Genomic DNA, 26,899 nt, shown 5'->3' with positions numbered 1-26,899 from the left:
AGTATGTGTAGTACATTCTCCTGTCGCAAGAATGTAACTCGCTAATCTATTTTCAAGAGGATACAGTAAATTAATTGTACTATTTTTTGAAAGTCTATTTAACTTATGAGCTAAAGAACCGCAGATACACCTTAAAAAAGTTGCATCACTCAGCAATTGTTCTCTAACTTTTTCTAAAGGTAGACCAATACAATATGAATCCGCTATCACTTGTACATTAGAAGTAATTTTTTGAGAGTGGATTAATTCAATATCCCCTAACATTTGTAAGGTATCATAAAAACATAATAATACAGATTTACCATTACTTAATGTGTTATAGGCCTTTGCTTTTCCTTCAACAAAGAAATACAGATAGTGAATATCTTCATTCTCCTTACAAATATACTCATTCTTTTTAAAGAGTAATAGTTCCATATATGATTTCATGTCATTGCTGAAAAATGATGCAATTTTATTCTTTTTCACATAATCGTCTAACTTATGAGAATTACATATTTTCTTCATACATCCCCCACCTTTGTAACTCATTATAATTATAAAGAAAATTTCTTTCTTTCACTATGACATATGTCATAGTAGCTCACGATTTAATCGTGATACATTACATGTAAATTTATAAAGGGGGAACATCATTGTATAATTTACTCTCAATTATTATAGGTGCTTTCATCGCCATTATGATTCCTTTAAATGGAATCTTATCTGAAATGACAGGTAACTATACGTCTAGTGTGATAATTCATATCGTTGGATTAGTTGCCATTGTCATTGTTTTGCTTGTTAGCAAGTCCAAATTTCACATGCAAAAAGGGATACCGCTTTACCTCTATAGCGCGGGAGCTATCGGTGTATTTACTGTATTGTTTAGTAATATTAGCTTCTCAGCACTTGGTGTCTCTATTACTATCGCTTTAAGTCTACTTGGGCAATCTGTTTCATCTATTATTATCGATCATTTCGGCTTATTGGGTATGAGGATTGTGAAATTTGAAAAGAAAAAAATGTTTGGATTACTACTGATTTCTTCGGGAATCGTTGTAATGACTATTTTTTAATGGAGGGTGGAACCATGTTATATGTCTGTATTGCCATTTTAGCTGGAATTTCCATTGTAGTTGCAAGAATTATTAATGCTAACTTAGCAACAAAAATTGGAATTTTCCAAGGGACATTTGTTAATTATATTACGGGACTGTTTTTTTCATTTTTATTTTTAATCTTTAGCAATGAATCTCTTCAGGTATCAACTCCAACATTGCAATCTATACCATTTGTAGTGTATTTAGGTGGGTTAGTAGGTGTTATTGTAATTGTATTATCAAACTATATTACTCCTAAGATATCTTCTTTCTATTTAACGTTATTGATTTTTGTAGGGCAATTGTTTATGGGAGTTTTGATTGATTTTTTCAACTCGGGAGATGTGTCTATTGGTAAAGTTATTGGTGGTTTTTTAGTATTACTTGGACTTACTTATAATTTACTACTAGATAGGACGTATGAACCTGTGAAAAATAGTCGAGTACATTTCTAGCAACATACTAGAAAAGATGGAACGGAACTTTAAAAGTCAAAAACACAAAAAAAATGCTACCTTTTTTAAAGGATAGCATTTCACTTTTACTTTCATAAAATTCCCTCTAACTGCTTGAAGTATCAAACGTTTCAATAGAGCCATTCCCCTACTATTTTAACTTCAACACTGCGCTAACCGGGTTATGATCACTGTTTTCAAACTTCAAATCATGCCCTTGTACGCTCACAATCTCCACATTTGGAGACACTAAAAATCCATCGATAATCGTAACGAAGTTCTCATCTTGGACATAGCTCTTCGCATTATCACGAACTGTCCAAACAGTATCATCAACAGCCCACTGGAACCCACCATCAGTGAAATCTTCTGGCAGCTGTACTAACCACTCTGGCCATTCTTCTTTAAACTTCGGATCTTTTAACTGCACATCAGATAATAGCTGATTCCAGTCTCCGCCAAGCACAATATAATCGCCATTTTTGTAATGCTTATTCATATACTCTTTCAAAAACTCAACTTGTTGCTTTCGAATGTTTCCGCCCTTGTCATATGCAGATAAATGAACGTTCACCATTCGTAAATATTTCCCGTTATCAACTGGAACCTTATGCTCAACAATCGCTCGATCTAATTCGAATAATTGACGAAGCCACATTTCTCTTCCAGGAAGCTGATATCTCGTCACTTCTTCTACTTTATATTTTGAGAACGAACCAAGGCCACTGTTCGTATATCCGTGCGGCTTCTTAATTGGCACCGGCACCCACTGCGCATTAAAGTTATAACCAAACGTAGACGCATGATCTTTCAATCCATCTTGAAACGCCTTATACTGATTCACATCAAATGAACGAAGTGACTTCTCATCCATCTCTTGCACTAAAATAAAATCAGAATCTTCATTTTGTAAGAAAGACAGCATATTGCTGACATTCTTTTTTGTTTGCTCTTTACTACTAGAGCGCGAACCCGTTCCTCCGTCTAAGAAGAAATCTTGATCCTTATCTAAACCGCCGTAGCCAATATTAAACGTTGTCGCCTTAAACTCTTCCCCGACTTTAAGAACGCGCTCGTTATTATTTGCCACCTTCAACTTCTCAATATCCTTATGCTTCACATCCGTAATTGCCACATACGTAATAAATGCCGCGACAGCACCAAATATCGATCCTGTACCCCATAATAAACCTTTCACTGCCTTCTTCAAACTCATGACTCCCTTATTCTCTTTCTATAGTTTGCATACATGGTTATTTTAACATGTTCTAAACTAAAGTAACTCTAAAATATACAATACAAGTTGATTTTGGAGTTATTTTTTGTTTCCTTCGCTTTTTTTTCGGCACTCTGCAACTAGACTGTAAATCAATTGACCACGGCAAGACTATATCAATTTCCCCTTTGTTGTTTAAATTGATATGGGGTGCGTTTCAAACAAATAACTAAGATGATGATAAAGACTTAAATTGTTCTCTTTTGCAGTTTCAACCACACTATACATGATGACACTTTCTCTAGCACTTCGCGGTGTATTTGAGAGCATCCAGTTTTTTTATAAAAAAACCTCCACATGTAGTATGTAAGGAGATTCTCTCATGAGTTATTTACAAATAGTAGGTGGGAAATATTTAACGCTTACTTATATATAAAAAAGCTGCCTGTGCTTACAGGCAGCTCCACAGTATTTCCCTAATAAAAATTCAATACTTATATTGTATTAATGTGCGGAGATATTTTGAATCATAAAATTGCTTTACCTACATCTCTTCTGGAGCGCCCATGCCAAGTAAACGTAATCCTTCTTTTAATACAATCGTTACAGTATAAGCAAGTGCAAGTCTACTTTCTTTCTCTTCATTATCTTCTAAAATTCGAACATTTCCATAGTATTTATTAAATGCCTGCGCTACATCTAACAAATATTTCGCAATATGCGAAGGTTCATTTTTAGAAAAAGCTGTTTCAATGACCTCAGGAAATCTATTTAATAATTTTATCGTACTCCAACTATAATCATCGCTTAACTCAAACGACTCTATTTCAAATTCAGCATTTTCTTTTCTTAAAATAGAGCAAGCACGTGCATGTGTATATTGAACATACGGTCCTGTTTCTCCTTCGAATTTCAGCATTTTTTCTAAGGAGAACTCAATATTGTGCATACGTTCATTTTTCAAATCATGGAAAATGACTGCTCCGACACCAACTTGCTTAGCAACCTCCTCTTTTTGCTTTAGGTTTGGATTTTTCTCTTCAATATTTTGCTCTGCAAGCGTAATCGCTTCTTCTAATACTTCCTCTAGTAATACTACTTTCCCCTTACGTGTGGACATCTTTTTACCATCTTTTAAAATGAGTCCAAATGGTACATGAGCCATCCCATCTACCCAGTTATAATCTAATTTCTTTAATACCGTGAAAAATTGTGTAAAGTGCAAACTTTGTTCTGCTCCTACTACATACAGTGCTTTATCAAATGCATATGTGTTTTGACGATATAGTGCTGCTGTTAAATCGCGCGTTGCATAAAGTGTCGCTCCATCTGATTTTTTAATTAAACATGGTGGCATATTTTCTTTTTCTAAATTGACAACTTGCGCTCCATCAGATTCTTCTAATAGCCCTTTTTCTTCTAAAATCTCAACAAAATCATCCATTTTATCATTATAAAAAGCTTCTCCTTGGAAGTTCGTAAATTCAACACCAAGCAATTCATAAATACGGGAGAACTCTTTTAAAGATTCATGACGGAACCAGTTCCATAGAAAGACTGCTTCTTCATCACCATCTTCTAATTTCTTAAACCATGCACGCCCTTCTTCTTCTAGCTCTGGCTTCTCTTTGACTTCTTCGTGGAATTGAACATATAATTTGAATAATTCACGAATTGGATCTTCTTTTACAAGTTCTTCACTTCCCCATTTTTTATATGCGGTAATTAATTTCCCGAACTGTGTTCCCCAATCGCCAATATAATTAATTCCTACAACCTCATATCCACACTTTTCAGCGATATGTTTTAAAGAATTCCCAATCATCGTTGAACGTAAATGTCCCATGGAGAACGGTTTCGCGATATTTGGTGAAGAGTAATCGATTACTATTATTTTTTCTCGCCCAAAATACCCCTGTCCATATTCTTCTTTTTCAACTAAAATCGTTTTTAATACATCACCACTTACTATATGACGGTTGAAAAACACGTTCACATATGGTCCAACTGCCTCCACTTTTGTAAAAAATGAATCATTTAAGTTCTCAGCGATTTCTTTCGCGATAATTGCTGGTGCTTTTTTATATTGTTTGGCGAGCATGAAGCAAGGGAATGCTGCGTCTCCGAATTCATCTTGCTTCGGCGTTTCAATTAGATCTGTAATCTGTTCCAATGATAATTCTGATTCAATTACTTCAAATAAACTTTTTGCAAATTTAATTTTATATTCCATGTTGCTCCCTCCTTATTTTTTAAACACAAAAAACTCGTCTCTAAAAAAGAGACGAGTTATCACCCGTGGTACCACCCTTGTTGTCCACTACGAACCACTTTCCCGTTTATAACGAGGACAGGGGGCCCCGGCTTACTCTACTATTCATTTCAAGCAGCGTCTCCGAAGTGCGCTTCATCCGTTTCTCCGTACTAGGCTCTCACCATCCCTAGCTCGCTTTACTTCTGAACCAGACTACTCTCTTCATCTACGACATAATATATAATTGATTATTGCTTATTATACATCTTTTCAAATAATTAGCAAGGTTCAATTACACCAAAATGAAATTTCGCGCTTTTCCGCTTATATACTAAAAAGTTATGTCTCTCAAATCGTGTACTACGGAAATGATCTTTTAAGACAACACGTTTCCTAGCAACACGCTTTGCCTCTGCAATCGTTTCATCTGTGACATCGTTATACAAAGCAAAGTGTTTTAAGCCACGAATCCCATCTGATTCAATTACAGTTTCTTCAAACATTGGATCCAGATAAATAACATCATAACTGTTGTCTTCGCAGCGCTTTAAGAAATCAAAATGCTCGTTTTTCTTCACTCTAATTCTACGCATTGCTTTATCGATTTCTGAAATACCTGCACACCACTGCTTTAAACCTTTATTCATTATATAAGCCATGTAACGATTCCCCTCAAGTCCCGTTATAGCCCCTTCTTCTCCTACAACATAGCTTGCAACAATACTATCTGATGCCATACCGAGCGTACAATCTAACACCGTCATTCCTTTTTCTAATTTTGCAGCCTGTACAAATGGATCATGTTCTCCCCGCATTAATCTTTTCACACGAAACATTGCAGAGTTAGGATGGAAAAAGAACGATTCTTCGGTACCTTTTGGATAAATCGCTAATCGATTTTTTCCTACAACCAGTATATCTTGCTTAAACTGCTCATGTAGCTTGGATACAGATATATCATTCCGCATGACAAAAGAGCTTTGTAATTCTTCCGCTACCTCTTTTGCATAAGTTGTCATTTCCTTATTCGTTCGTCCTGCTGTTGTTACAATCATCTTTTCACCTCATATATAAAGAAAAAAGGGAGAATCATTCTCCCCCTTTTTAGCAATGCTTTTCAAAAGCCTGTTCTAAATTATTAATGATTTCTTCCATTGTTGCTCCTTCAATTTCATGACGATGAATGAAGTGAACAACTTCTTTTCCTTTTAATAACGCCATAGATGGTGAAGACGGTGGAATATCTCCGAAGTATTCACGCATTGTAGCTGTTGCGTCTTTATCTTGCCCTGCAAATACAGTTACAAGGTGGTCTGGTTGTTTTTCAGAACGTACAACCGCTTGCCCAGCTGATGGACGAGCTAAACCAGCTGCACATCCACAAACAGAGTTTACGACAACTAATGTTGTACCTGTCGCATTTTCCATATATTCTCTTACAGTTTCTTCAGTAGTTAATTCTTCGAATCCCGCACGCACTAACTCTTGGCGCATCGGAATTACCATTTGACGCATGTATTCTTCGTATGCATTTGACATCTTGTAATCTCTCCTTCAACTTTCATTCCAAATTCATCATATCACGCTCTTATAATAGGTGCAAAAGAAAGATAGTAATGCTTTCATTTTTTTGAGGGAATTTCACAAACCCCCACGCGGCAATGGCCAATTGGAACAAGCTTTCTATTATTGGCAATATAATCATACACTTTATTTCCAAATCCAAGTAAAATAGATAACTTAATAAATGGTACTGCAAACCAGTATGATGGCACAGCCTTGGCTAATACATATACACTACCGATACCTTCATACCATTTATTATTTTTTAAAATGTAAAGTCTTTGTCCCATCTTACTTTGTAATGCTAAAGAAAGCTGATACTGTTCCACTACATCTTTATCACGAAAAGAAACAAACTTCACTGCGCCTTTTTTATCAAGCTTCTTCGTACGCTCTGCCACTGCCCTGCACATCGGACACCAACTATCGTAGAAAACGAGCATATGATTATTCTCCTTTGCGAGACTCCGTCATTTGTTTCCAAACCGATCCTTTCGCTTCTTCTCCGCCTTCAATACGTTCTAATGCTAAACGAGCTTGCATTGCTACTTCGAACTCTGGATCATCTTGCGCTATACGTAGCGCTGGAATTGCACTTTCATCACCAAGTTCAAATAAGAACATTGCCGCGCGCCAGCGCACCAATTTACTTGGATCTTTAAGTGCTTTAATCATAACAAACATCGCTGCTGGATCTCCTACATCTGATAAGCAATCGCCCGCAGTACGGCGTACACTTACAGAGCGATCTAGTAAAGCCTTATACAATAATGGCAAGACTTCATCACCTTTTACCATACCTAAGTACGCTGTTGCTAGGCGGCGGATAGATACTTTCTCATCTTCTAGTGCTTTCTTCAATACAGGAATATCTTCTTCTGTAGGATCCATTTGTTCAAGCGCTGCATAACGACTTTTCCAATCAAGATCCGCCATCATTTCCTCTGTAACTTTATATGGTTCACGCTTTGCAATCGTTACTTCTTTAGCACCTGCTTGATCTAATAATTCTTTTACAGTTTTTCCAACGCGCCCCTCTGGATAAGCAGCTATAATTTCTTCCACAACTTCCTTTCCGATTTCTTCAAAATTGCCATAACGTGTACTTTGTTCCACCCATTTACGCTCTTTGACAACATTAGGTGCAGACATTTGTACTTTCATAATCGCTTCTTTAAAACGATCTGGTAAACCCACTCGTTCTTCCGTTGTTCCATCTGTTAATTTCACTTGCATCGGAATTGTAAAGAACATTTGAATGAATACTTTCACTTCGCCAAAATGCGAAAGTTGCTCCCTCTCATCTTCTTCAGTTACTTCTTCTCCAAACATAGCACGAACTTGTTGTAAAAGTACTTTCCAGTCATACTTCGCATTTCTCTCTACTGCTAAAAAGTCAGCAACATGGTATACACCTTTAATACCTTCAATTTTTAAAATTTGCTGTACTTGCTCTGGTGCTTGTTCTACATTCTCATTTGTGTAATTATTACGTGCTCCTGATGGTAACACTTCATTTAAGATGACTTTCATCGTATTCGGACTTGGCGTCGGTTCTATTGCTTTAATCTTCACGTAAATAAACTCTCCTTTATTGCTTGTTCTTAGCTGTATTGTAACATGTTCTATCGCTATACTCCTACTGAGACGCTTGCTTTTATAAATCTCAATTGTATTCTATGTCCCCCTTAAAAGATGTAAATTACTATTCATTGCTGATATGCTTAATATAGAATTTACTTAAATTATATTCTTTAACTTCTCAATCTTTTTTCTGCTTTTTAAAAACTCCTTTTTAAACCTTACACTATTATGTTTTTTATCCAGCTATTCGCATGCAATAAAAGCTTGGTTGGTGAGGGCTTTCCATCAGTGGGAATGAAGACTCATTGATGGAATTTTCACTTTATTGTTTCTCCAATATTTCAAGTTCATCATCTTCACCATATTAACTCTATTAAAACACTTTCCTTTTACAGTTCCTATTCTCTTACTATCACATAAGAAACCTTATTTATTTTACTCTTTCAAAATGACATCTTAAAATTAGACAAGCATAAAAAACGACGTTTTTCCTTTTTTATAGTGTTAATAAGAATTCCTCTTGTTTTAGGTATAAACGAGGAACTCTTGTAGATATTGAACATAAAACCTCATCAATTGCTGTACCTAAACATTCTGCCAATGATCTAGCTGTAAGTTGATCCCTTCCCATAACGGTAACTTTTTGTCCTATACCAACATTTTCGACTTTGGTAACATCAATCATAATTTGATCCATACATAAATTCCCACGTATTTTACAACACTGGTCATCTACATGAAAAGAATAACGATTAGCTATTCTTCGATTCATTCCATCTGCATATCCAATTGGAACAGTTGCAATATGCATAGGTTTATCTGCTGTATATTTCCGATTGTATCCAATACTTTCACCCTCCTCAATCCATTTTAGATATGCAATCCTGGTATTCAGGGTCATTACTGGCCTAAGTGGGCAATTTCGTTCTAAATAATCCGGCAATGGGTCATATCCATACAACCCTAGCCCTATCCTAACCATATCAAAATGCGTATCTATAGATCTGATTGTCGCTGCTGTAGCTGCAGCATGAACTAATGGGATATCGTAATGATCTGTAATATTGTATATCATTTTTAGAAACCGCTCATTTTCTTCTTTTAAATATAAAGCATTGGGATGATCTGCTGATGCAAAATGAGTGAATACTCCCTCTATCTCTATACCCGGTAATTCATTCGCCATTTTTAACAATTCTAAAAGTTCATTTCGATTACGAGATCCACTACGTGCAAGACCTGTATCTACTTTTATATGGACTTTAATATTTACGTTAAATAGTTTTGTCCACTTAGCTAAATCAAGCAATTGTTTTTTATGTGTTATACTAGGTGTTAAATTCCATCTTACAATTTCTTTAGCTTGCTCCGAAAAAAAAGGTGACAAAATAATAATAGGCAAATCAATTCCCTTTCTTCTTAATTCAATTCCTTCATATGGGAAAACAACAGTAAAACCATCAACTCCCTCTTTCATTAAGCAATTTGCAATAGGAACTAGACCATGTCCATATGCATTTGCTTTTACCACCGCAAAAATTTTTGTGTTAGACGAAATATTTTTACGAAACCATTGATAATTATGCGCCAGTGAATCTAAATGTATTTCTGCCCATGTTGCATATGTAGTATCACTCAATTTAGCTCCTCCTTAAATAAATCACGTTATTACCGAGATATAATCCTCGCATACCATAAAAAAACAGCTTTTTTAACAGAATAAGCTGTCTTAACTTAAGTGAATTTTAACCATTAATCATTTGAAATGATCACATATACGTTAGATTACTTCAAAAATCCGTATCCTCCAATCTTATCCTATACTCTTGCTAGAATAAGATTTTTAGTTTATTTTTAGAAGCTCTTTCCAATCAAATTCAAATACTTCAGGGCTTCGTATAATATTGATTGGAATCTTCAAATCCCTTAACTTTCCACATGCAATAACAAATCTTACTACATTTTGTAGAAATAAATCTTTATTACTAATAATCTTTAATATTTCTTGTATTGAAAATATCGGAAACTCAAATGTAATACTAGAAAAAGTTGGGTTATATTCTTCTTTTTTTAACCTTTTAAAGCTAGAATTATTTGTATACATTGTTATGACCGAATTTAACATATTAGTAACATATTCTATTGGGTTATTACACGTATTACTGCTATATAAATAATACATTTTATCATCCATACACATATTAGTTACATACCTGTTTCCGTCTAAGATTTTTTCTGAACAGTAAATATGAGAATTATCGAAAATTCTCTTTAGTAAATCCCCACTCTTAGAAATTTGATGAATCCAAGAACTAACCTGCAGGCTATTTTCATCCACTATTTGAGTTGGAATATTCATTCCTTAAAGCTAAGGTACGATGTGTACCATCCAATATAAGATATTGATTTGAACTGGTTTTCAGTGCAGCTGGTAAATCTATAAGAATTTTCTCATCTGCAATACTATTTTCAATCATAGTTACTCTTTCTTTATCATATTGTTCATAAAAAATCACTTGATTAAAGGGAATCAATTGGACATTCTCTATCATATCTGTATTCCTTCTCTTTTAACTTCACTAATAACTTTTTATAATTTATCCATTTCCCTTCAAGAAGTATAGTTAATGATAAGTGTAAATACCAGTCAAATACATTACAGTATGCAAATCAATTATTAAAATCTTTTCTACTATTTCATTAAATAAAAAAGGATATTTTTAAATATTTTAATAAGAATGTCCTTTTTTAAACAAAGAAACTGTAAATTATACAGTTTCTTTGTTTAAATCAATTATTCATTAATATAAACTTAATACCGTTCCAGCTCCATTCTCTCGGGCTTTCTCATATATTTCATGTGCACATGAGATATCCTCTATTGCCATTCCCATAGGATTTAATATTATAATTTCTTCATCTGTTGTTCTTCCTGCACACTTACCAGTAATAATATCTCCCAGTTCTGCATGTAGCATATCTTTTGAAAATTTCCCTTCTAATACGAGTTGATTTATTATTTTCTTTTCTCTGTTTGCTTGATCCCAATCATCAACAATCACTTTATCTGCTTTTAAAAATGCATCTTTTTCTATATCCATAATTGAGATGTTACTTACAAAAGTTCCCTTTTGAATCCATTCTGACTTAATATAAGGTTTATCTGCTACCGTGCATGTTACAAGTACTTCAGCTACTTCCACTGCTCTTTGAGCTGAACTATGAATTTGAAACTCTACATTATTAAAACGTTTCTTCATATCCTGAGCCAATACTTGTGCTTTTTCATTATCTAAATCAAACAAATTAATTTGTTTGATACTATTAAACTGTTCTAATAAAGAATTTATATGCATTCTAGAAATCAATCCACAACCCATGATAGAAACTCTTTCAAATCCATTCTTAGCTAGATATTCAGTTGCTACTACTGTCACCGCCGCAGTTCTCATTGAACTAATAACACTACCTTCTAAAATAGCAATTGGAAAATTAGTTTCAGGATCATTTAAAATAATTAATGCACTTGCTCTTTCCATATTCTTTTTTATAGGATTATCAAACTTACTACCTATCCATTTAATCCCAGAAATATTAGGTTCACCCAAGTATGCTGGCATAGCAATAATTCTATCAGCAATATGCTCTCCTTCTTTATTTGTCTTTAAATATGGTTTTAAAGGTTGACTAAAATTCTTTTTAGAATGTATAGTCAAAGCTTGTTTTATAGCTTTCACATAGATTTCTGATTCATAACCACCTAGGTTAATAATATCCTGTTTGCTAAGGTAAATTAATTCTGGTTTAGTTTCTAATAACATAAATAGCACTCCTTTTAATTGAAAGTTAATTTTTAATTAAATTAAAACAGATTCATTATTACCCTCAGGCAACTGAATTTCATTCTGATTCAGCCAATCGTCTGAAAAAATTGTACTATAATATCGATCGCCTCTATCTGGTAATACAGCTAATACTTTTTTGTCTTTTGGTAATTTTTCTAATAATCTTAAAGCTGCACAAACTGTTGCCCCAGAAGAGCCTCCTACTAAGAGCCCTTCTTTTAAAGCAAGCTGTCTCGTTATAAAAAATCCATCTGCATCATTTACATAGCTCAAATCATCATATAAACTAGTATTTAAATTTCCTGGAACAATTGCATTTCCGATTCCAAGTAGTCTGCGTGTCCCTGGTGCTCCTCCAAATATAACGGAACCTACAGCATCAACAGCCATAATTTTCACAGCTGGATTTAATATTTTCATTTCTTTTGCGACTCCCGTTATCAGACCTGCTGTTCCGACTGGGCATACAATCCAATCTAAGGCATCACCAAAATCCTCATAAATTTCACGAACTAAAGACCGGATGTAAGCCTCAGGATTTTCAGGATTATTATACTGATTCGGCCAGTAGGCACCTTTAATAGATTTTGCTAAGTTTTGTGCTGTAGCTAACCTTGTTTTTAAATAATTTCCATATTCATCAGCCTCATCTACCATATGAATCTGTGCACCAAATGCTTTAATAATGTTTAAATTTACCTTACTTATTTTAGGATCTACTACACAGATCATCTTGTATCCCTTCATTTGCGCTACAATTGAAAGACCTATAGCAAGATTTCCAGAAGATGATTCTACAATTGTTCCCCCTGGTTTTAATTTCCCATGTTTTTCAGCATATTCTATCACTCGTTTTGCTACTCTATCTTTTGAACTTCCACCAGGATTGAAACCTTCTAATTTCACATATAGTTCAGCATCATCATTTTGTACTAAATTATTAATTTTAACTACTGGGGTATTACCTATTAGTGAAAGAACGCTATCATGTATCATAGTCTTTCTCCTTTTCAATTAGAGTTAATATACTAGTACTAGCAATTTAATTGTGAAACCGTAATATAAGAAAGGTGCACATTACTCATTAGTAAGTTCATTTTTTAATAAGTAGCTATTGTCTCCTCAAACACTATATTTCGCATAATAGGACTGGATCAGTATACAATCTAATTGAAGATTCCCACAATTCTAATAATTCTTCCCAATCTTCTTGCACAAAATCCTCTCTAATTAGAAAACTCAATGGAATATTTAAATTTAATATGCGGCCACAATTCAAGGTGAATTTCGTCACACCCGCTGGAAGTAATAAATTTGAATCTACTATTTGTTTTATTTGATATAAATCTAGAGTTGTATAGTTAAACACTAATCCAGCATCTTGTATTGTTTGATTGCTCATAATTCTATTAAATTCATATTTGTTTGTATAGGAATTAACAACTTCCTTCCAAACATTAACTTTGTTTTCTAAAGTTAGTTGATGCTCCGGTACAATATATAAATATTGCTCCTTTCCCTCATAATATAATGTTGCCATTGGTATATCATTTTGTCGCTCATCACTCAAGCATATCTTCTGGTTAACTTTCAATTCTTCTATTAGTTTTTTTCCATTTAGAATGTGATGTGCCCAAGCATTAATTGATAAATACTCTGCCGTAACCACCTGAACCACCATTCTTTTACAGTTCAATTTTCGTAAAGATAAAGTACGATGAGCACCATCCAGAATTAAATATTTATTGTTATCAAGTTGCAAAGCAATAGGAGGGTTTTTTAATTTTTGTTCACTCTTAATTTTATGACTTAGCTTGTATAACCTTTCTATTTCATATTCTTCGTGTAAAAATACTTGATCTGTTGGCACCACTCTTAATTCAGATAACATGCGTCTTCCTCCCTAAAATTTGAATAACATAAGTTTTATATTTTGCATAACATTATATTCTGAATGCAACACATATTAATACCTACATATTTTTAAAAATAAAATACACATTCAAGAGAATGATACTTATATTTGGAACTTTAAACGATCGTTCTAAATACATCTTCCATACTTTAAAAAATATTTATTTTTTATTCGAGCACATAAAGATAACTGAAATTAAGAAATGAAATATTTCCAAAATATATACGATAAATACCCTTATTTTTTATCTTTTTTTCATCGGATTACATAGAAAAAATAATTAGCAATAAAAAATCCCCGCTATGTCTCATAAGCCACCTAATGTTTTCTCCCACCTGTCGATCTAAATAAGGCACAAAAATCTGCCATCACTTTCATCTTGAATACAGGAAAGCATTTTTAGTAACAACACTAAACACTTTTGGGGATTTCTCAAATTCGAATTAATAAGAGTAAGCTTCTTTAACAAAAATATACTAATATATAAATAAATTTTAATATAACTATTATAATTTATTATAAAAATGAATAATTAATGTTCATCCTTTTTTTGATACCTCCAGCAACATTTATAGAGCGGATACTATTCTAAAATAAAAAAGAAATAAGTAATAAAATTTAATACTTTTATTTTTCAACTCCTCAAAAATATGAATTACCAAAAAAATCTTTTTTCTCCATTCACCTCCATGCCTAGATGCTAACGGATACTTCAATTTTTTACAATACTTTGAAATTAATATCACTTTAGAAATAGTTTTTTAAATTTTCTAAAAAATATGTGCCGATTGCAGAACAAACAGTCGTTTTTTGTGATAAATTTAAATTTTAAAAATCTTCTTTACTTTATCGTTATAGCTTTGTTATTCTGTATATAATATATTACCTATAGAAAAGTGAATGAAAGGGAGTATTAAATCATGCCAATTCCTGAAAACTATACTAAACAAGAACGATTTTCTGCAAAAACAATTGTTCTTAATCAGTTGCAAGATTGGATTATTAAAGGTGTTTTGAAGCCTGATGAAAAAATTAATGATAATGATCTTGCCGATGCTTTAGGTGTTAGTAGAACTCCAGTAAGAGAAGCACTTCAAGTTCTTGAACTTTCTGGTCTTGTAGAAATGGTTAGGGGACAGAAAACAAAAATTTCTCCTGTGAAATTGGAAGATGTACCTGTAATTTATGAAACAATAGCCGGTATGCACGTCATTGTAGGTAAACAAGCAATTAACAATATTAAACAAAAAGACATAAAACGACTTAAACGAATAAATGAAAACTTTAAACACGCAATTACTATGAAAGATTCAGAAAAGGCAATGAGCTTAGATTTTGAATTTCACAATATGATAATTTCGCTAGCTAATAATAAATATATAGAGCCTTTATTAGACAATTTACACCTCCATGCATTACGCCTTGAATACCTTTTCTTCCAAAACTTTGTTCCTGCTGAACATTCCATTAATGAGCATATAGACATTATTACGGCATTAGAAAGTGGTGATCCTATGTTACTAGAACACGCTATGTCAATAAATTGGTTAAGACCAATGAGGGATATCCAAAGAATTCTTTCTGTTATGTGATTTAAAGTTTATTAAACATTTTAATCTAAGTGTGATTTTTCAGAAATACACATTTGTAAAATCCTTTTCAACTATGATGCTACAAAAAAAATTTTATATCTAAAAATACTAGCATTATACATATTAATTAAAACTACTAAAATAACATCACCATAAATAATATGAGGTTATTTTAGTAGTTAATCTTAGTACCCTTTATATAAAAAATTCAAAATATTTCAATTCAACTTTTTTGTCATTCGTGATATATTGCATAATATATTCCAATGACTGTAATATTCTAAAAATAATGTGAGGTGCTTCGTTTGAACATTAATAAAAAGAATCGAATTAAAGGGATGATTATGGTTGTGATTGGTGCTAGTCTATGGGGGCTATCAGGAACTGTTGCACAACAACTTTTTCAAAAAGAAGGAATTTCAACTGAATGGTTGGTTACAATTCGTCTTCTGCTATCAGGAATAACCCTTATAACCATTTCAATATTTGGTCAAAATAAAAAAGAAATTCTAGGTATTTGGAAAAACAAAACTGAAGCAATAAAACTGGTGATTTTTGGAACAATAGGCATGTTAGGTGTACAATACACATACTTTGCATCTATAAATGAAGGGAATGCTGCTGTAGCAACCATTTTGCAGTATTTAGCACCTCTTTTTATTACTATCTATCTCATTATGAAGTATAAATCGTTGCCTACTAAAGGCGAGGTCTTAGCCATAACTTTAGCTATCCTTGGTACTTTTTTATTACTAACCAATGGATCAATTAATAACTTAACTGTATCTATCCCAGCTATTATATGGGGTGTATTATCTGGGCTATCTTTAGCATTCTATACCCTTTATTCAAAGGGGCTATTGGAAAATTGGTCCTCTGCAGTATTAGTCGGTTGGGGGATGATTATTGGGGGATTGGGAGTAACTATATTACAGTTTGCTACAAAAAGAGAGGTAGTTTTTTTAGCAAACATCCCAAATTTAGATGTTTATACATTATTGTTAATCGCATTTGTAGTAATATTCGGAACATTAATCTCGTTCTATCTATTTTTAGATAGTATAAGATACATTTCTCCTAAGGAAACTACTTTACTGGGATGTACAGAACCTCTTGCCTCTATTCTTTCATCTGTAATAATTTTGCATATTCCTTTCTTATTTTTTCAAATAATTGGAGCAATATGTATTATTGTAGTCGTCATTGTACTCAGTAAAAAACCTGCAGAAACAGAAAGTGATCTTGCAATATCTAATGATGAAAATTATACTATTAATTCTAGATAAATAAGAAGAATAACTATTTCCTCATCTTAAAATTAATAAAAACAGTTTCCAAACTATATAAAATCTATTATTTTTCAAATTGATATATATAAGAATTATTGATTATGCCTGTAATACTTATTTCTGTATAAGTCATGTCTGTGGCCATACTTCTTCAATTCAAAGCTCTAATTACAAGTTCTATTTTATTAATAAGCAAAAAAACTGGCTTTAAACAGCAAAACTTTAGTTATAAGAAACGAAAAACCATTTAGTGATATATCTCTTATCGTTCAGCCCCATGTTAATTTACTTTCTGTGACTATATAGTCTCTGAAACAGTCAGACATTCAAAACGGCAACTAAGACTTTCCTTATCTGAAGATGAGAACACTCTATTCTACTAAGATTCCTTGAAGATGGAGTGCTCTCGCCTATTTTTAATAAAATAAAAACTCTTATTAGTAACATTTTTTATTCCCACAAACTGAAATCTCTACAAATAACAGGATAAAATATTTTTTCTTTTTGGTACACAAAACCAGATTTACTGTAGGGCGCTCTTCCTCTTCAAAAACTTAATTCTTTCAATCACAACTTCTGTGTTATACACTCTCTTTCCCTGTTCATTCTCATAATTACTCGTATGAATACGACCTGTAATTCCAACAACTGAACACTCGAACAATACTGGGACACGTTTCAGTAGATTTTTTGAACCAATATCTTTTGACCTACAGTAAATGAACTGAAAAGTATTCAAAAACTACAAGAAAGTTTGCATTCTATTATCGAGCAAGCAAAGCAGACGGAGAAACTAAAAAGCAACTGGAATACAAGTACCATTACTTCCACAATTATGAGTGTCTATTTTTATACACTCATGTCTCAATCGTTATTACATCCGAAGGAAACTGATATTAAAGATATGCTTAACAAGCAATTGGATGTCGTATGGGAAGGAATTAATAAAAAATAATATATATCTGGTGATTTTACCCTGATATAAAATTTACATTTATGTTCTAAATGATCAGCATAAGTAAGAAGAACTGTATTATAAATGCAGTTCTTTTTACTTATATTTTCTTGTTTTACTGTGATGCGCCCTCTCTCTTCCGCTCCAAAAATGTAATCCTTTCAATCACAACTTCTGTTTTATACAGCCTCTTTCCCTGCTCATTATCATAGTTACTCGTATGAATCCGCCCTGTAATCCCAACTAGCGAACCTTTTTGGCAATACTCTGATACATTTTCAGCCGATTTTCTCCAGACAACGCAGTAAATGTAATCTGCTTGCTGCTCTCCTAGGCTATTTCGAAACCCTCTATTTACCGCAACGCATATACGTGCATAAGCAATCCCTTGCTTTGTGTAGTATAGTTCTGGATCTTTTGTCAATCTTCCAATTAATACAACTCGATTCATCATATTGATACCACCTCACATTTTTTTCTTTATTGTAGAAAAAAATAGAAGTTAGGTAAAAAATGTAAAATGATATATTTCTAAAAGGAAAAGCCCACTTTGAATCTAATAAAATAAAAAAAAGAAATTCTGCATGTTTCAATCATGCAAAATTTCTTAAAATGTTTAACACTTAATTTTTTCACTTATACCTCGCTACAAGATATGTAATTTCCTCCTTGAGCCATCCGTATGTCACTTGATACAGTATTTTTTCCAGATAAAAAATATTCGGTTTAACTTTACTTTCACATTTAAGTTTTTTCTTAGATGCAGCAGATAGATAAGTCAAAGCGTCATCTCATTCAATAAAAAAGCTCTTTCCTAGTAGTTTATTAATAGTCCTTTCTTTTCTTTCATCATCATCTCTTCCCTCTGCGATAAATGAATACTTCTTAGCACTCTCGCCATCCATATTACACCATATAAAACAAATTCTTCTTGATTTAAAAATATCAATTTTGAGTTTAAGAAACACAAAAAGAAACCCTGCATGTTTGAAACATACAGGGTTTCTTTCAATTAGTCATTTTTCGCAAAGTAAGAAACGAAACGAAGAATTTCTAAGTACAACCATACTAATGTCATCATTAGACCCATCGCACTGTACCACTCCATATATTTTGGAGCTCCACTACGTGCGCCATTTTCGATTAAATCGAAGTCTAGTAATAGATTTAATGCAGCAACGATGATCACAACTGCACTAATGATGATGCCAATTGTTCCACCTTGGTGAATATACGGAACAGTAACACCAAACATGTTTAATAGAAAAACGATCAAGTACATAACCAAAATCCCAAGTGTTGCGGCCATTATGCCAGTACGGAACTTATCCGTTACCTTTACAACACGAGTTGCGTATAAAACTAACATTGCAAATAAAATTGAAATTGTTAGTAATACAGCATTTAAGATAATAGAATTGTCAAAACGAATCGCATATACCGCTGAAATACTCCCTAGGACAATCCCTTCAACAGCTGCATAAATAGGTGCCGTAATAGGCGCCATTTTTGGGAAGAAGATAGCCGCAAATGCGATAATTGCAGCCACAATTAATGCTCCAATTAAAACAGGCATTTGCATTTTCCCAGTATACATCTGTATGTATGAATAGACAGACGTTGCAAGAAGCAAAACAAGCATAATAAATGTTTTGCCTACAGCTCCACCAATTGTCATCGCAGACGCATTTGCTCCTTGTTTACGAAAGGCTTCTTTTTTCAACATTGGATTAGATGTTCTCATTTTTTCCCTCCTAAAATAAGTTCTACTCATAGTGTAAAGTTTTTCTCTTTACATTTCAATATATGCAGCTTGTTTTTATTTTAAACCTTCAACGATGTCAGATAGTTCGCTCCAACGTTCCATCGCTTTTTCTAGCTCTTCTTCTGTTTGCTGCTGCGCTTCAGAAAGCTCTTGTGCCTTTGTGAAATCAGAACCCACATTTGCAAGTTCTTCTCCAATCGTTTCAAGCTTCTCTTCAAGCCCTGCAATCGTATCTTCAATCGTTTCCCATTCACGTTGTTCGTGATATGAAAGTTTACGCTTACGTTGTTGCTTTGGAGCCTCTTCCACTTTCTTTTCTTTCTGTACTTCTACTTTTTCTAATAGTTCTTGCGCCTTTTGTATATCCAGGTAATCACTATAGCTTCCTAGGAATTCACGAACTTCTCCGCCACCAGTAAAGATAAATAATTCATCTACTACTTTATCTAAGAAATAGCGATCATGCGATACAGTAAGAACGACACCTGGGAAATCTTCTAAATAGTCTTCTAGTACTGTTAACGTTTGTGTATCTAGATCGTTGGTCGGCTCATCTAATAGAAGTACATTTGGCTCTCCCATTAAAAGACGTAATAAATATAGACGTCTTCTTTCACCACCTGATAGTTTACCAAGTGGTGTTCCATGTGAATGCGGTGGGAATAAGAAACGCTCAAGCATTTGGGATACTCCAATGACTTTACCATCCGTTGTATGAATGACTTCTGCAATTTCTTTAATATATTCAATCATCCGTTGATTTAAATTCATCTCTTCATTTTCTTGCGTATAATAAGCAACTTTCACAGTTTGTCCAACTTCAATTTCACCACTGTCAGGTGATAATTTGCCTGCAAGCATATTTAATAAAGATGATTTCCCGCTACCATTAGCCCCAATAATACCAATTCGATCGCCTGGTTTCACAATATGATTAAAGTTATGAAGGACCGTTTTATCACCAAACTTTTTCGTCACATCTTTTAATTCGAGCACTTTCTTTCCTAATCGGCTCCCGCTGAGTGAAATATCCACAGATTGCTTCGCTGCTGGACCTTCTTGTTCTTTCAATTCTTCGAAGCGCTGAATACGTGCTTTTTGTTTTGTAGAACGAGCTTTCGCACCACGACGAATCCAAGCAAGTTCGCGGCGATATAAGTTTTGACGCTTTGATTCTTGCGCTAATTCTTGCTCTTCACGAAGTGCCTTTGCTTCTAAAAATGTACTGTAGTTTCCTTCATAGCTATACAGCTTGCCGCCATCTAGTTCAAAAATACGATTGGTAACACGATCTAAGAAATAACGATCATGTGTTACAAGTAAAACTGCTCCTGTATAACGTGCTAAGTACTCTTCTAGCCATTCTACCGTTTCATGATCAAGATGGTTGGTTGGCTCATCTAATATTAACAAATCCGGTGTTTCAATAAAGCACTGCGCCATTGCAATGCGTTTCTTTTGCCCACCAGATAAGTTCCCCACAGTTGCTGTGAAATCTGTAATGCCTAGCTTCGTTAAAAGTGATTTTGCATTCGCATTTGCTTCCCATGCATTCATCGCATCCATACGTTGCTGCACTGCAAATAATTGTTCTTGCACTTTTTCATTACTTGGGTCTTTTTCTATGTTTAATAAGGCTTGTTCGTATTCACGAAGAAGGCGAATTAACGGTGTATCACCGTGGAACACTTGTTCAAGCACTGTTAAATTCTCATTAAAATCCGGTTGCTGTGATAAATAGCTAATTGTATAACCACGTGTATGCGTCATATCACCTGTATCAGGAATCTCTATGCCTGCAATAATTTTTAATAATGTAGATTTCCCTGTACCGTTTACACCAATAATCCCTGCACGTTGTCCCTCTGCAATACTAAATGATAATCCATCAAATAATGGTTTATCCCCATATGATTTTGATACGTTTTCTACTGTTAGCATTTTCATATTTGTGCATTCCACTCTTTCATAAATTGTTCGATAAACTCTTCCATATAGCGATGACGAACTTCAGCCTCTTTTTTTGCAGCTTCTGTATTCATTAAATCTTTCAACTTCAAAAGCTTTTCATAGAAATGATTTAACGATGGATCATTATTTTTTCGATACTCTTCTTTCGTCATTCCTTCACGGGGTGGAATATTTGGGTCATACATTAAACGACCTTTCGCACCGCCATAAGCAAACGTACGTGCAATACCAATTGCACCAAGTGCATCTAGTCGGTCTGCATCTTGAACAACCTTTCCTTCCAATGTTTCTACATTACCGCCATGTCCGCCTTTATATGACATATTCGCAATAATATGAATGATCTGCTTCTTTTCTTCTTCAGTAACATCCAATCCTTCTAGCCAATCAGAAACTTTTTTCATACCAGCTTCTTCACTTTCATTTAACTTCTCATCTGCTACATCGTGAAGTAAAGCTGCCATCTCAATTACAAAACGATCTCCACCTTCTTTTTCAGACAAAGAAATCGCTAATTTATGTACACGCTCAATGTGATACCAATCATGCCCACTGGCATCTGTTTCTAAAATATTCTTTACAAAAGCAACTGTTTTTTGTATTTGTTCTTGTTTTTTCATTTATCTTCACCCAATTTCTTATTGTAACACGCTCTCATTTTTTCATCACATATTTTCTTGTCCGCCCATAGACTGTTTTGTACGTACGATCATGAAGGAGGAAATAAAAATGTTCTATAATAATCAACAACCTTATCCAGGGCAACCATACTATCCTCAAGATCAAGAACAACAATCTCAAGAGCAGCAGTTTGAAACCCGGGAGCAAGAAGTACAAGAACAAGAATTTCAATATCAACAGAATTCATACTTAACTCAACAACCTTATGAAACTCAGTACCAGCAAAATTCATACGTAACTCAACAACCTCATGAAACTCAGTACCAGCAAAATCCATACGTAACTCAGCAACCTCATGAAACTCAATACCAGCAGAATCCATATGTAGCTCAACAACCTCTATATCAGCAACCACAAATGTATCAATCATACCAGGATCCACGTGTTTCACCACCAACACCATCATTAGACCCAGCACAAATACAAATCTTACCACCGGGGCCGCCTACACCTTCAATTCCAGCTGAACCTACACAACAACAAATTCAACAAGTTGTTGGTACACAATTTTTATCATTAAAGAAACCTGTGTTGGACTTCGTAAAACCATGGGTAGAGTACGGAATGAATGAGGCAAAACACACATCCGCAGAACATGCTATGACAGAAGTTGCTGCGATTATGTTCTTGGTTGGAAAAGGATTCAATCCGACAATTGCTCATTATATCGTTGAATCTTGGGAGAAAAATGAACAGTTTTAAGATTGTTCATTTTGTATAATATAAAAAATACAAAAGAGCCGTGAATGCCTATTAAACAAGCATTTATAGCTCTTTTTATTTGTTATATTATATTTTATATATTAAAATGAATTTCATATTTTTTCACGCGTTTTTATATCATTTGTGAGCAAAATGTGAGCAAAAAATTGAAGTAGACGAGTATTTCGGAAATGATATCCCAGATGATTATATTGCCTTACTTCACCTTTCTTTTGATGTAAAACTACAAAAGAAATGATTAGCATGTAGAAGAATTAATGATCTTCCAGGAAACCCCATAACATCAAGAATGTAATAATATAGCAAAAGCAAACCTTGAAAGATCTGGAGTTAAAATGATTTTCAAGTCCAATTGGTCTGCTCCTACCCTAAATTAACGAAAAAGCCCGTCTCACTCGAGAGGGACTTTCACTTTATCAGCTAAATTCTCTTTTATATTTCCTTTTACATACTTATACATTTCTACCTCTTGATTTGTTGCCTTTCTTCTGTATAAACCAATGTCATCAACCTCAATCCATACCCAACCCTTTAAATCCCAAAAAAAATCCCTCTTGAGTTGCTCCGATGTAATTGCACCTATTTTAGTAACTATCTCTTCATTCATCAAACTATACTGCCTCTCATCTTCTAATAAAAATACCGGCTCACCCAAAATTGAATCCTTGCGGAATAAAAATGTGTATTCTTTTGGTTCTGCTGGTACTTTGATGATACATGAAACAGATTCGTTAACATCGAAAATTTGCATTTCCATCGCTTACATCTCCTATTAACTATAAGGTATAGATCCATCAACAGGCGATAAACTTTCATGGTTGGATCGAGTGTCAGCTGGTGGAATGATGGTTCTGTGTGTTACACCCGTTGGGAAGCTTGCTAAAATGGTGAAAGGTGTGAAAATGACTGCAGATGCAGCCCAAGCTGCTAAAGCCACTGAAAATTATAAGGATCATCTTGAGAGACAAGGTAAATTATTAACTAATAATGGTGCATATCGGAAAGCAAGACGAACCGCTGGAATTCCTAACTCTACTCCGCGTAAAAACCCTGTTCAAGTATTTGATGGGACTACTGAACATAGATGGGTAGAGGAGTACACTAATTTTAAAGGTGAAACAAAGTATATTATCGAACATAAAGAAGATAAAATGGGAAGAGGGCCCCATTTCCATACTGCAGATAATACAAGTGGAAATCCTTGGAAGAAAGGGAGATACGGTCAGGAAGATGGACATTATCCTGAGGATTTTGAGGGTTACAAGAAAACAGGTAAAAAATAAAAAAAAGGTGTGAAAAATTTTGAGTAATGTGGATAAAAGTCGAATGGAGATTCTTAAAAGAAAAGCTAAAAGAAACGCTAATAGAAAAGAACTTATAAACGAACTTTCTAGTATTGTTACGATTTCTATGGAATCATTTATGGATGCAGAATCTAATGATTTATTTTGTAAAGAATTATATAGTAAGCTAGAAAAAAATTCAGACATAAAAATTTTTGGTGACACAGATTATAAAGAAAATAGAAAATTATCAATAGCGCTGTTAAAAGAAACAATTAAAACTATTAAATTTCCAGTTAATCAAGGAAGACTATTTTTCTCTAGAGGAGGCAAACTTGAAGCAGTTAAGCTGAACATTACTGAAGTATTTGATAATTTAGAAGCGCTATCAACTATATCAAGATTTCTAACTGGGTCTGCAGATTTTATATTAGTAGGTGATGATTTAGAATTTGGGGTATGTATTGAAAGAACTGAATATCATAACGAGTTCAGTATGTGGGGAATAGCAATAGTTTAAAGTACGAAAGTAAATAAGACCGCCTCTATTGAGAGCGGTCTTATTTGTTACTTCACATATACCAATGCATTATTAGCTGTAATATAGAAAGTTTTCCCTCTACTATTATGAACTTTGTATTGTGGTGAGCCATTGACAGTTACTTTTGCATCGATAGTAAATCCTAATCCTGCATCAACTGTGCCAGCTACATCTTTATCCTGCCAAGATGGAGAATCATAGAAACGTAGGTTGTCCACCTTGGACACAACACGTTTACCTACCGATGAATCAACTGTGCTTTTCTTATCGAATTTCACATAAGAAGAATCGTATTTAATCCATTGCTCTCCACCAAGGTTTAACCATCCGTCTTTTTCAGCCCACACAACATATGATTCTGGTTTGTTTAACTGACGAATTTTAGAGTAGCTTGCAACTGGTCCTTTACGTAAATTCACGTTGTAACCATTAATGTATGCAACTCCATCTGTTACTGCTGTTGGTACTTCTTCTGGTTTTGATGGTTTTTCTGGTACAGATACTTCAATATTAGAATCATTGTATGCACGTTTCACATCAGCACGGAATTGTGCCTCTGATACACAATAATCAAGCGGATCTTCATGGTCTGTACCGCCAAGATACTTCGTTACATCATAGTGAGTCCATAATCCTTTTTCGACTGAAAGTTTATTATCTTTCAAAATTTTAGCAAGTAACTTCATGTATTTATCATAGCTGCGTTTAAATTTCTCATAGTCTTTTGTTTCGCATAGTTCTACATGTACAAAACGTTTATTTGTACCTGGACCTGCACCATAAGCAATGTATTTTGTATCAGCATTTACTTGTTCACGTATACTCTTCCACTCACCGCTGTCATAGAACTTACGCTTCTGTTGTTTTGTTTTGTTTCATTGGTATCCACCGCTTTGTTTCCTTTTAAGAAATCATCAATCAGTTTATTAATTAAACTAACTGTAGTTTCTTTCTTCACTTTCGGTGTTTTGTTCTCATATAATCCATCAAGCACTTTAATTAATGGTAGTAACTTTTCTAACTCCACATATTCTTCAAGTTCTTCCTCATCAATAGCATGAAGAATTGTAGCAATAACAATTGCCTTCTCAACTTTAGTTAGTTCCATTTCTTTTTTGTTCAACACTCGTTCCACATCACAGGAACAAATGTCCGTGCTCTTCTTATAATAGTTATTAAGCATGAATTGCAACCGATCTATTTGTTCTTCTGTTAACAACTTACCGTTACATTCCATCTATCCTCACCCTCAATCCTCTTTTCACGATATTGGATATCAAGAAAATAGCAGAGACATCCATACCGAATTGTTTATTGTTAGCATTAAAAGCAGTAGTCTCACTATCTAACATTTGATACTTATGCTCACACATTACTCTCACTCCCTTATTAATCTAATTCCTTTACTTCCTTTGCTTTAATGAATTGAATTATAATCACTAAGCAAAGTATGAACCCAGCAATAAACCATCCACATTGCTCCATTCCATCACTTCCTTCGCAAAATAAAATAAGACGCTAAACCTATAAAGGTAGCGCCTAGGATAATTGCTATAAACTTAATCAAATTCATTTATCCTCACATTATTTATTTCTCTGTTTCCATACCCCATTCTCTTTACGATAAGTGTTCTTACCATTCATAAAGTCAGCTGTATTGCCAGTAATGCTATATTTCTTATTCTTTTTCTTAGTCTTCTTCTTCAACCGCTTCTCTTCTTGAACAGCTTGTAAATCCGCCTTCCATCGCTTTAACAAAACCTTTTCTTTTCGCATCGAATTTATACCCCTTAGTTTAAATTACCCACTAAAGGTAAAAATTCTATTTTTTAACATAAATATCCTTTTATTTGAATATAAAATATTTTTGCACTCCTATTCAAATGTCAATTTTGTTCAATAAAAAGAGCATCCGCGTTAGCAGATGCTAAAATTTGTGAAAGGAGTCAATAGGATAGGATAAGCGATTGAGCTTGTCCTACACTATAATATATGCTTGTCCTTCTCAAAATGTGAAAGAGAGCACTTCCCTTCCTTAAGTAAGTGCCCTCCACAGACATGGGGTAACATGTCAGAAACCTTTCTATACATTGTATAGTTATATACTTGTTCACATTCCTCATTATTATATAATTTCTATATAACAAAGAAGAAAGCATCCGTTTTGGATGCTGTCAATTATTAT

General features: G+C 33.9%; 27 protein-coding genes, 6 pseudogenes and 1 other annotated feature. Of the genes and pseudogenes, 8 read left to right on the top strand and 25 right to left on the bottom strand.

Features of this window, described 5'->3' with window-relative positions; all coding sequences use genetic code 11:
* Positions 1-507 (bottom strand): cyclic nucleotide-binding domain-containing protein (locus CN288_RS26255; RefSeq protein ID WP_098303476.1); only part of this gene is annotated, 507 nt, incomplete at its 3' end.
* A 128-nt stretch (positions 508-635) separates the two neighbouring features.
* Here CN288_RS26255 and CN288_RS26250 point away from each other — a divergent pair.
* Positions 636-1,058 (top strand): DMT family transporter, encoded by a 423-nt coding sequence (locus tag CN288_RS26250; RefSeq protein WP_098303475.1) that lies wholly within the window; start codon positions 636-638, stop codon positions 1,056-1,058.
* 14 nt (positions 1,059-1,072) lie between these two features.
* Positions 1,073-1,537, top strand: a complete 465-nt coding sequence (locus CN288_RS26245; protein WP_098303474.1) for a DMT family transporter — start codon at positions 1,073-1,075, stop codon at positions 1,535-1,537.
* A gap of 151 nt (positions 1,538-1,688) precedes the next feature.
* Here CN288_RS26245 and CN288_RS26240 read toward each other — a convergent pair whose 3' ends face one another.
* The 13 genes and pseudogenes from CN288_RS26240 to CN288_RS26180 form a co-directional block, all read right to left on the bottom strand.
* A complete protein-coding gene (locus CN288_RS26240) occupies positions 1,689-2,753 on the bottom strand; it encodes an endonuclease/exonuclease/phosphatase family protein (RefSeq protein WP_441296576.1) in 1,065 nt (354 codons plus the stop codon).
* A 52-nt stretch (positions 2,754-2,805) separates the two neighbouring features.
* A pseudogene (locus tag CN288_RS30285) lies at positions 2,806-3,092 on the bottom strand (hypothetical protein); the annotation flags it as partial.
* Positions 3,093-3,297: 205 nt separating this feature from the next.
* Positions 3,298-4,986 (bottom strand): arginine--tRNA ligase, encoded by a 1,689-nt coding sequence (gene argS / locus CN288_RS26230; RefSeq protein WP_098303472.1) that lies wholly within the window; start codon positions 4,984-4,986, stop codon positions 3,298-3,300.
* 44 nt (positions 4,987-5,030) lie between these two features.
* Positions 5,031-5,245, bottom strand: a binding site (T-box leader).
* Between the two features lie 40 nt (positions 5,246-5,285).
* Positions 5,286-6,062, bottom strand: coding sequence for a class I SAM-dependent methyltransferase (locus tag CN288_RS26225; protein ID WP_098303471.1), 777 nt, complete (start codon positions 6,060-6,062; stop codon positions 5,286-5,288).
* 49 nt (positions 6,063-6,111) lie between these two features.
* Positions 6,112-6,546 carry a BrxA/BrxB family bacilliredoxin gene (locus CN288_RS26220; protein WP_026592360.1) on the bottom strand — a complete coding sequence of 145 codons (435 nt, stop codon included), beginning with the start codon at positions 6,544-6,546 and terminating at the stop codon, positions 6,112-6,114.
* Positions 6,547-6,629: 83 nt separating this feature from the next.
* Positions 6,630-7,013 carry a thiol-disulfide oxidoreductase DCC family protein gene (locus tag CN288_RS26215; protein ID WP_098303470.1) on the bottom strand — a complete coding sequence of 128 codons (384 nt, stop codon included), beginning with the start codon at positions 7,011-7,013 and terminating at the stop codon, positions 6,630-6,632.
* 4 nt (positions 7,014-7,017) lie between these two features.
* Positions 7,018-8,145, bottom strand: coding sequence for a conserved virulence factor C family protein (locus CN288_RS26210; RefSeq protein WP_098303469.1), 1,128 nt, complete (start codon positions 8,143-8,145; stop codon positions 7,018-7,020).
* A gap of 505 nt (positions 8,146-8,650) precedes the next feature.
* A complete protein-coding gene (gene alr / locus CN288_RS26205) occupies positions 8,651-9,793 on the bottom strand; it encodes an alanine racemase (RefSeq protein WP_098303468.1) in 1,143 nt (380 codons plus the stop codon).
* A 204-nt stretch (positions 9,794-9,997) separates the two neighbouring features.
* Positions 9,998-10,513, bottom strand: a complete 516-nt coding sequence (locus CN288_RS29115; protein ID WP_098303467.1) for a hypothetical protein — start codon at positions 10,511-10,513, stop codon at positions 9,998-10,000.
* The gene (locus CN288_RS26195) at positions 10,485-10,706 is read right to left on the bottom strand and encodes a hypothetical protein (protein ID WP_098303466.1); all 222 of its coding nucleotides are present in this window, start codon (positions 10,704-10,706) and stop codon (positions 10,485-10,487) included. Before CN288_RS26195 ends, CN288_RS29115 begins: the two co-directional genes overlap by 29 nt.
* A 249-nt stretch (positions 10,707-10,955) precedes the next feature.
* Positions 10,956-11,975: a 2,3-diaminopropionate biosynthesis protein SbnB gene (sbnB, locus tag CN288_RS26190; protein WP_090688897.1), complete on the bottom strand. Its 1,020-nt coding sequence runs from the start codon at positions 11,973-11,975 to the stop codon at positions 10,956-10,958.
* Positions 11,976-12,011: 36 nt separating this feature from the next.
* Entirely contained in the window at positions 12,012-12,995 is a 984-nt protein-coding gene (gene sbnA, locus CN288_RS26185; protein WP_018767291.1) for a 2,3-diaminopropionate biosynthesis protein SbnA, read from the bottom strand.
* A 133-nt stretch (positions 12,996-13,128) separates the two neighbouring features.
* Positions 13,129-13,890: a ParB N-terminal domain-containing protein gene (locus CN288_RS26180; protein ID WP_098303465.1), complete on the bottom strand. Its 762-nt coding sequence runs from the start codon at positions 13,888-13,890 to the stop codon at positions 13,129-13,131.
* A gap of 944 nt (positions 13,891-14,834) precedes the next feature.
* Between CN288_RS26180 and CN288_RS26175 the strand changes: the two genes are divergently transcribed.
* Together CN288_RS26175 and CN288_RS26170 are read left to right on the top strand one after the other, a co-directional pair.
* The gene (locus CN288_RS26175) at positions 14,835-15,506 is read left to right on the top strand and encodes a GntR family transcriptional regulator (RefSeq protein WP_098303464.1); all 672 of its coding nucleotides are present in this window, start codon (positions 14,835-14,837) and stop codon (positions 15,504-15,506) included.
* 311 nt (positions 15,507-15,817) lie between these two features.
* Entirely contained in the window at positions 15,818-16,792 is a 975-nt protein-coding gene (locus tag CN288_RS26170; RefSeq protein ID WP_170833636.1) for a DMT family transporter, read from the top strand.
* Positions 16,793-17,318: 526 nt separating this feature from the next.
* On the opposite strand, the pseudogene CN288_RS26165 reads toward CN288_RS26170, so the two are convergent.
* A pseudogene (locus tag CN288_RS26165) lies at positions 17,319-17,473 on the bottom strand (single-stranded DNA-binding protein); the annotation flags it as partial.
* 40 nt (positions 17,474-17,513) lie between these two features.
* On the opposite strand from CN288_RS26165, the pseudogene CN288_RS26160 reads away from it, so the two are divergent.
* Positions 17,514-17,750: pseudogene (locus CN288_RS26160) on the top strand (TetR/AcrR family transcriptional regulator); the annotation flags it as partial.
* A gap of 115 nt (positions 17,751-17,865) precedes the next feature.
* Here CN288_RS26160 and CN288_RS26155 read toward each other — a convergent pair.
* From CN288_RS26155 to CN288_RS26140, 5 genes and pseudogenes are all read right to left on the bottom strand, one after another.
* Positions 17,866-18,204, bottom strand: a complete 339-nt coding sequence (locus tag CN288_RS26155; RefSeq protein WP_026592367.1) for a single-stranded DNA-binding protein — start codon at positions 18,202-18,204, stop codon at positions 17,866-17,868.
* Between the two features lie 182 nt (positions 18,205-18,386).
* A pseudogene (locus CN288_RS28495) lies at positions 18,387-18,603 on the bottom strand (DUF4318 domain-containing protein).
* Positions 18,604-18,762: 159 nt separating this feature from the next.
* The gene (locus tag CN288_RS26150; protein ID WP_098303463.1) at positions 18,763-19,494 is read right to left on the bottom strand and encodes a Bax inhibitor-1/YccA family protein; all 732 of its coding nucleotides are present in this window, start codon (positions 19,492-19,494) and stop codon (positions 18,763-18,765) included.
* A gap of 75 nt (positions 19,495-19,569) precedes the next feature.
* A complete protein-coding gene (locus tag CN288_RS26145) occupies positions 19,570-21,462 on the bottom strand; it encodes an ABC-F family ATP-binding cassette domain-containing protein (protein ID WP_098303462.1) in 1,893 nt (630 codons plus the stop codon).
* The gene (locus CN288_RS26140; RefSeq protein ID WP_026592370.1) at positions 21,459-22,106 is read right to left on the bottom strand and encodes an HD domain-containing protein; all 648 of its coding nucleotides are present in this window, start codon (positions 22,104-22,106) and stop codon (positions 21,459-21,461) included. The genes CN288_RS26145 and CN288_RS26140 overlap by 4 nt, the downstream gene beginning before the upstream one ends.
* 109 nt (positions 22,107-22,215) lie before the next feature.
* On the opposite strand from CN288_RS26140, the gene CN288_RS26135 reads away from it, so the two are divergent.
* On the top strand, positions 22,216-22,869 hold the full coding sequence (locus CN288_RS26135) for a hypothetical protein (RefSeq protein WP_098303461.1): 654 nt from the start codon (positions 22,216-22,218) through the stop codon (positions 22,867-22,869).
* 412 nt (positions 22,870-23,281) lie between these two features.
* On the opposite strand, the gene CN288_RS26130 is transcribed toward CN288_RS26135, so the two are convergent.
* Positions 23,282-23,647, bottom strand: a complete 366-nt coding sequence (locus tag CN288_RS26130; RefSeq protein ID WP_098303460.1) for a hypothetical protein — start codon at positions 23,645-23,647, stop codon at positions 23,282-23,284.
* Between the two features lie 25 nt (positions 23,648-23,672).
* Here CN288_RS26130 and CN288_RS26125 point away from each other — a divergent pair.
* Together CN288_RS26125 and CN288_RS26120 are read left to right on the top strand one after the other, a co-directional pair.
* Positions 23,673-24,173: pseudogene (locus tag CN288_RS26125) on the top strand (HNH/endonuclease VII fold putative polymorphic toxin); the annotation flags it as partial.
* 19 nt (positions 24,174-24,192) lie between these two features.
* Positions 24,193-24,693, top strand: a complete 501-nt coding sequence (locus CN288_RS26120; RefSeq protein WP_141528015.1) for a YxiF family protein — start codon at positions 24,193-24,195, stop codon at positions 24,691-24,693.
* A gap of 47 nt (positions 24,694-24,740) precedes the next feature.
* On the opposite strand, the pseudogene CN288_RS28490 reads toward CN288_RS26120, so the two are convergent.
* The 4 genes and pseudogenes from CN288_RS28490 to CN288_RS26105 all read right to left on the bottom strand — a co-directional run.
* A pseudogene (locus CN288_RS28490) lies at positions 24,741-25,517 on the bottom strand (N-acetylmuramoyl-L-alanine amidase); the annotation flags it as partial.
* Between the two features lie 2 nt (positions 25,518-25,519).
* Entirely contained in the window at positions 25,520-25,951 is a 432-nt protein-coding gene (locus CN288_RS26110; protein WP_244525351.1) for a hypothetical protein, read from the bottom strand.
* Positions 25,941-26,087, bottom strand: a complete 147-nt coding sequence (locus CN288_RS29110; RefSeq protein WP_176527741.1) for a hypothetical protein — start codon at positions 26,085-26,087, stop codon at positions 25,941-25,943. The genes CN288_RS26110 and CN288_RS29110 overlap by 11 nt, the downstream gene beginning before the upstream one ends.
* A 211-nt stretch (positions 26,088-26,298) precedes the next feature.
* Complete coding sequence (locus CN288_RS26105) at positions 26,299-26,490, bottom strand: hypothetical protein (RefSeq protein WP_098303458.1); 192 nt, start codon at positions 26,488-26,490, stop codon at positions 26,299-26,301.
* Positions 26,491-26,899: the final 409 nt, after the last annotated feature.

Origin of the sequence: Bacillus sp. AFS023182 (assembly GCF_002560575.1) — a bacterium.
GTDB classification, from domain to species: domain Bacteria; phylum Bacillota; class Bacilli; order Bacillales; family Bacillaceae_G; genus Bacillus_A; species Bacillus_A arachidis.
Note: the sequence above shows the minus strand (reverse complement) of the source record. Positions and strands in the feature narration are given on the sequence as shown.

Excerpts from the sequence above, each read along its gene's own strand:
- CN288_RS26245 (WP_098303474.1), top strand. The coding sequence starts at position 1,073 with ATGTTATATGTCTGTATTGCCATTTTAGCTGGAATTTCCATTGTAGTT.
- CN288_RS26240 (WP_441296576.1), bottom strand. The coding sequence starts at position 2,753 with ATGAGTTTGAAGAAGGCAGTGAAAGGTTTATTATGGGGTACAGGATCG.
- argS (WP_098303472.1), bottom strand. The coding sequence starts at position 4,986 with ATGGAATATAAAATTAAATTTGCAAAAAGTTTATTTGAAGTAATTGAA.
- CN288_RS26225 (WP_098303471.1), bottom strand. The coding sequence starts at position 6,062 with ATGATTGTAACAACAGCAGGACGAACGAATAAGGAAATGACAACTTAT.
- CN288_RS26220 (WP_026592360.1), bottom strand. The coding sequence starts at position 6,546 with ATGTCAAATGCATACGAAGAATACATGCGTCAAATGGTAATTCCGATG.
- CN288_RS26215 (WP_098303470.1), bottom strand. The coding sequence starts at position 7,013 with ATGCTCGTTTTCTACGATAGTTGGTGTCCGATGTGCAGGGCAGTGGCA.
- CN288_RS29115 (WP_098303467.1), bottom strand. The coding sequence starts at position 10,513 with ATGAATATTCCAACTCAAATAGTGGATGAAAATAGCCTGCAGGTTAGT.
- CN288_RS26195 (WP_098303466.1), bottom strand. The coding sequence starts at position 10,706 with ATGATAGAGAATGTCCAATTGATTCCCTTTAATCAAGTGATTTTTTAT.
- sbnB (WP_090688897.1), bottom strand. The coding sequence starts at position 11,975 with ATGTTATTAGAAACTAAACCAGAATTAATTTACCTTAGCAAACAGGAT.
- sbnA (WP_018767291.1), bottom strand. The coding sequence starts at position 12,995 with ATGATACATGATAGCGTTCTTTCACTAATAGGTAATACCCCAGTAGTT.
- CN288_RS26180 (WP_098303465.1), bottom strand. The coding sequence starts at position 13,890 with ATGTTATCTGAATTAAGAGTGGTGCCAACAGATCAAGTATTTTTACAC.
- CN288_RS26175 (WP_098303464.1), top strand. The coding sequence starts at position 14,835 with ATGCCAATTCCTGAAAACTATACTAAACAAGAACGATTTTCTGCAAAA.
- CN288_RS26155 (WP_026592367.1), bottom strand. The coding sequence starts at position 18,204 with ATGATGAATCGAGTTGTATTAATTGGAAGATTGACAAAAGATCCAGAA.
- CN288_RS26150 (WP_098303463.1), bottom strand. The coding sequence starts at position 19,494 with ATGAGAACATCTAATCCAATGTTGAAAAAAGAAGCCTTTCGTAAACAA.
- CN288_RS26145 (WP_098303462.1), bottom strand. The coding sequence starts at position 21,462 with ATGAAAATGCTAACAGTAGAAAACGTATCAAAATCATATGGGGATAAA.
- CN288_RS26140 (WP_026592370.1), bottom strand. The coding sequence starts at position 22,106 with ATGAAAAAACAAGAACAAATACAAAAAACAGTTGCTTTTGTAAAGAAT.
- CN288_RS26135 (WP_098303461.1), top strand. The coding sequence starts at position 22,216 with ATGTTCTATAATAATCAACAACCTTATCCAGGGCAACCATACTATCCT.
- CN288_RS26130 (WP_098303460.1), bottom strand. The coding sequence starts at position 23,647 with ATGGAAATGCAAATTTTCGATGTTAACGAATCTGTTTCATGTATCATC.
- CN288_RS26110 (WP_244525351.1), bottom strand. The coding sequence starts at position 25,951 with ATGGAATGTAACGGTAAGTTGTTAACAGAAGAACAAATAGATCGGTTG.
- CN288_RS29110 (WP_176527741.1), bottom strand. The coding sequence starts at position 26,087 with ATGTGTGAGCATAAGTATCAAATGTTAGATAGTGAGACTACTGCTTTT.
- CN288_RS26105 (WP_098303458.1), bottom strand. The coding sequence starts at position 26,490 with ATGCGAAAAGAAAAGGTTTTGTTAAAGCGATGGAAGGCGGATTTACAA.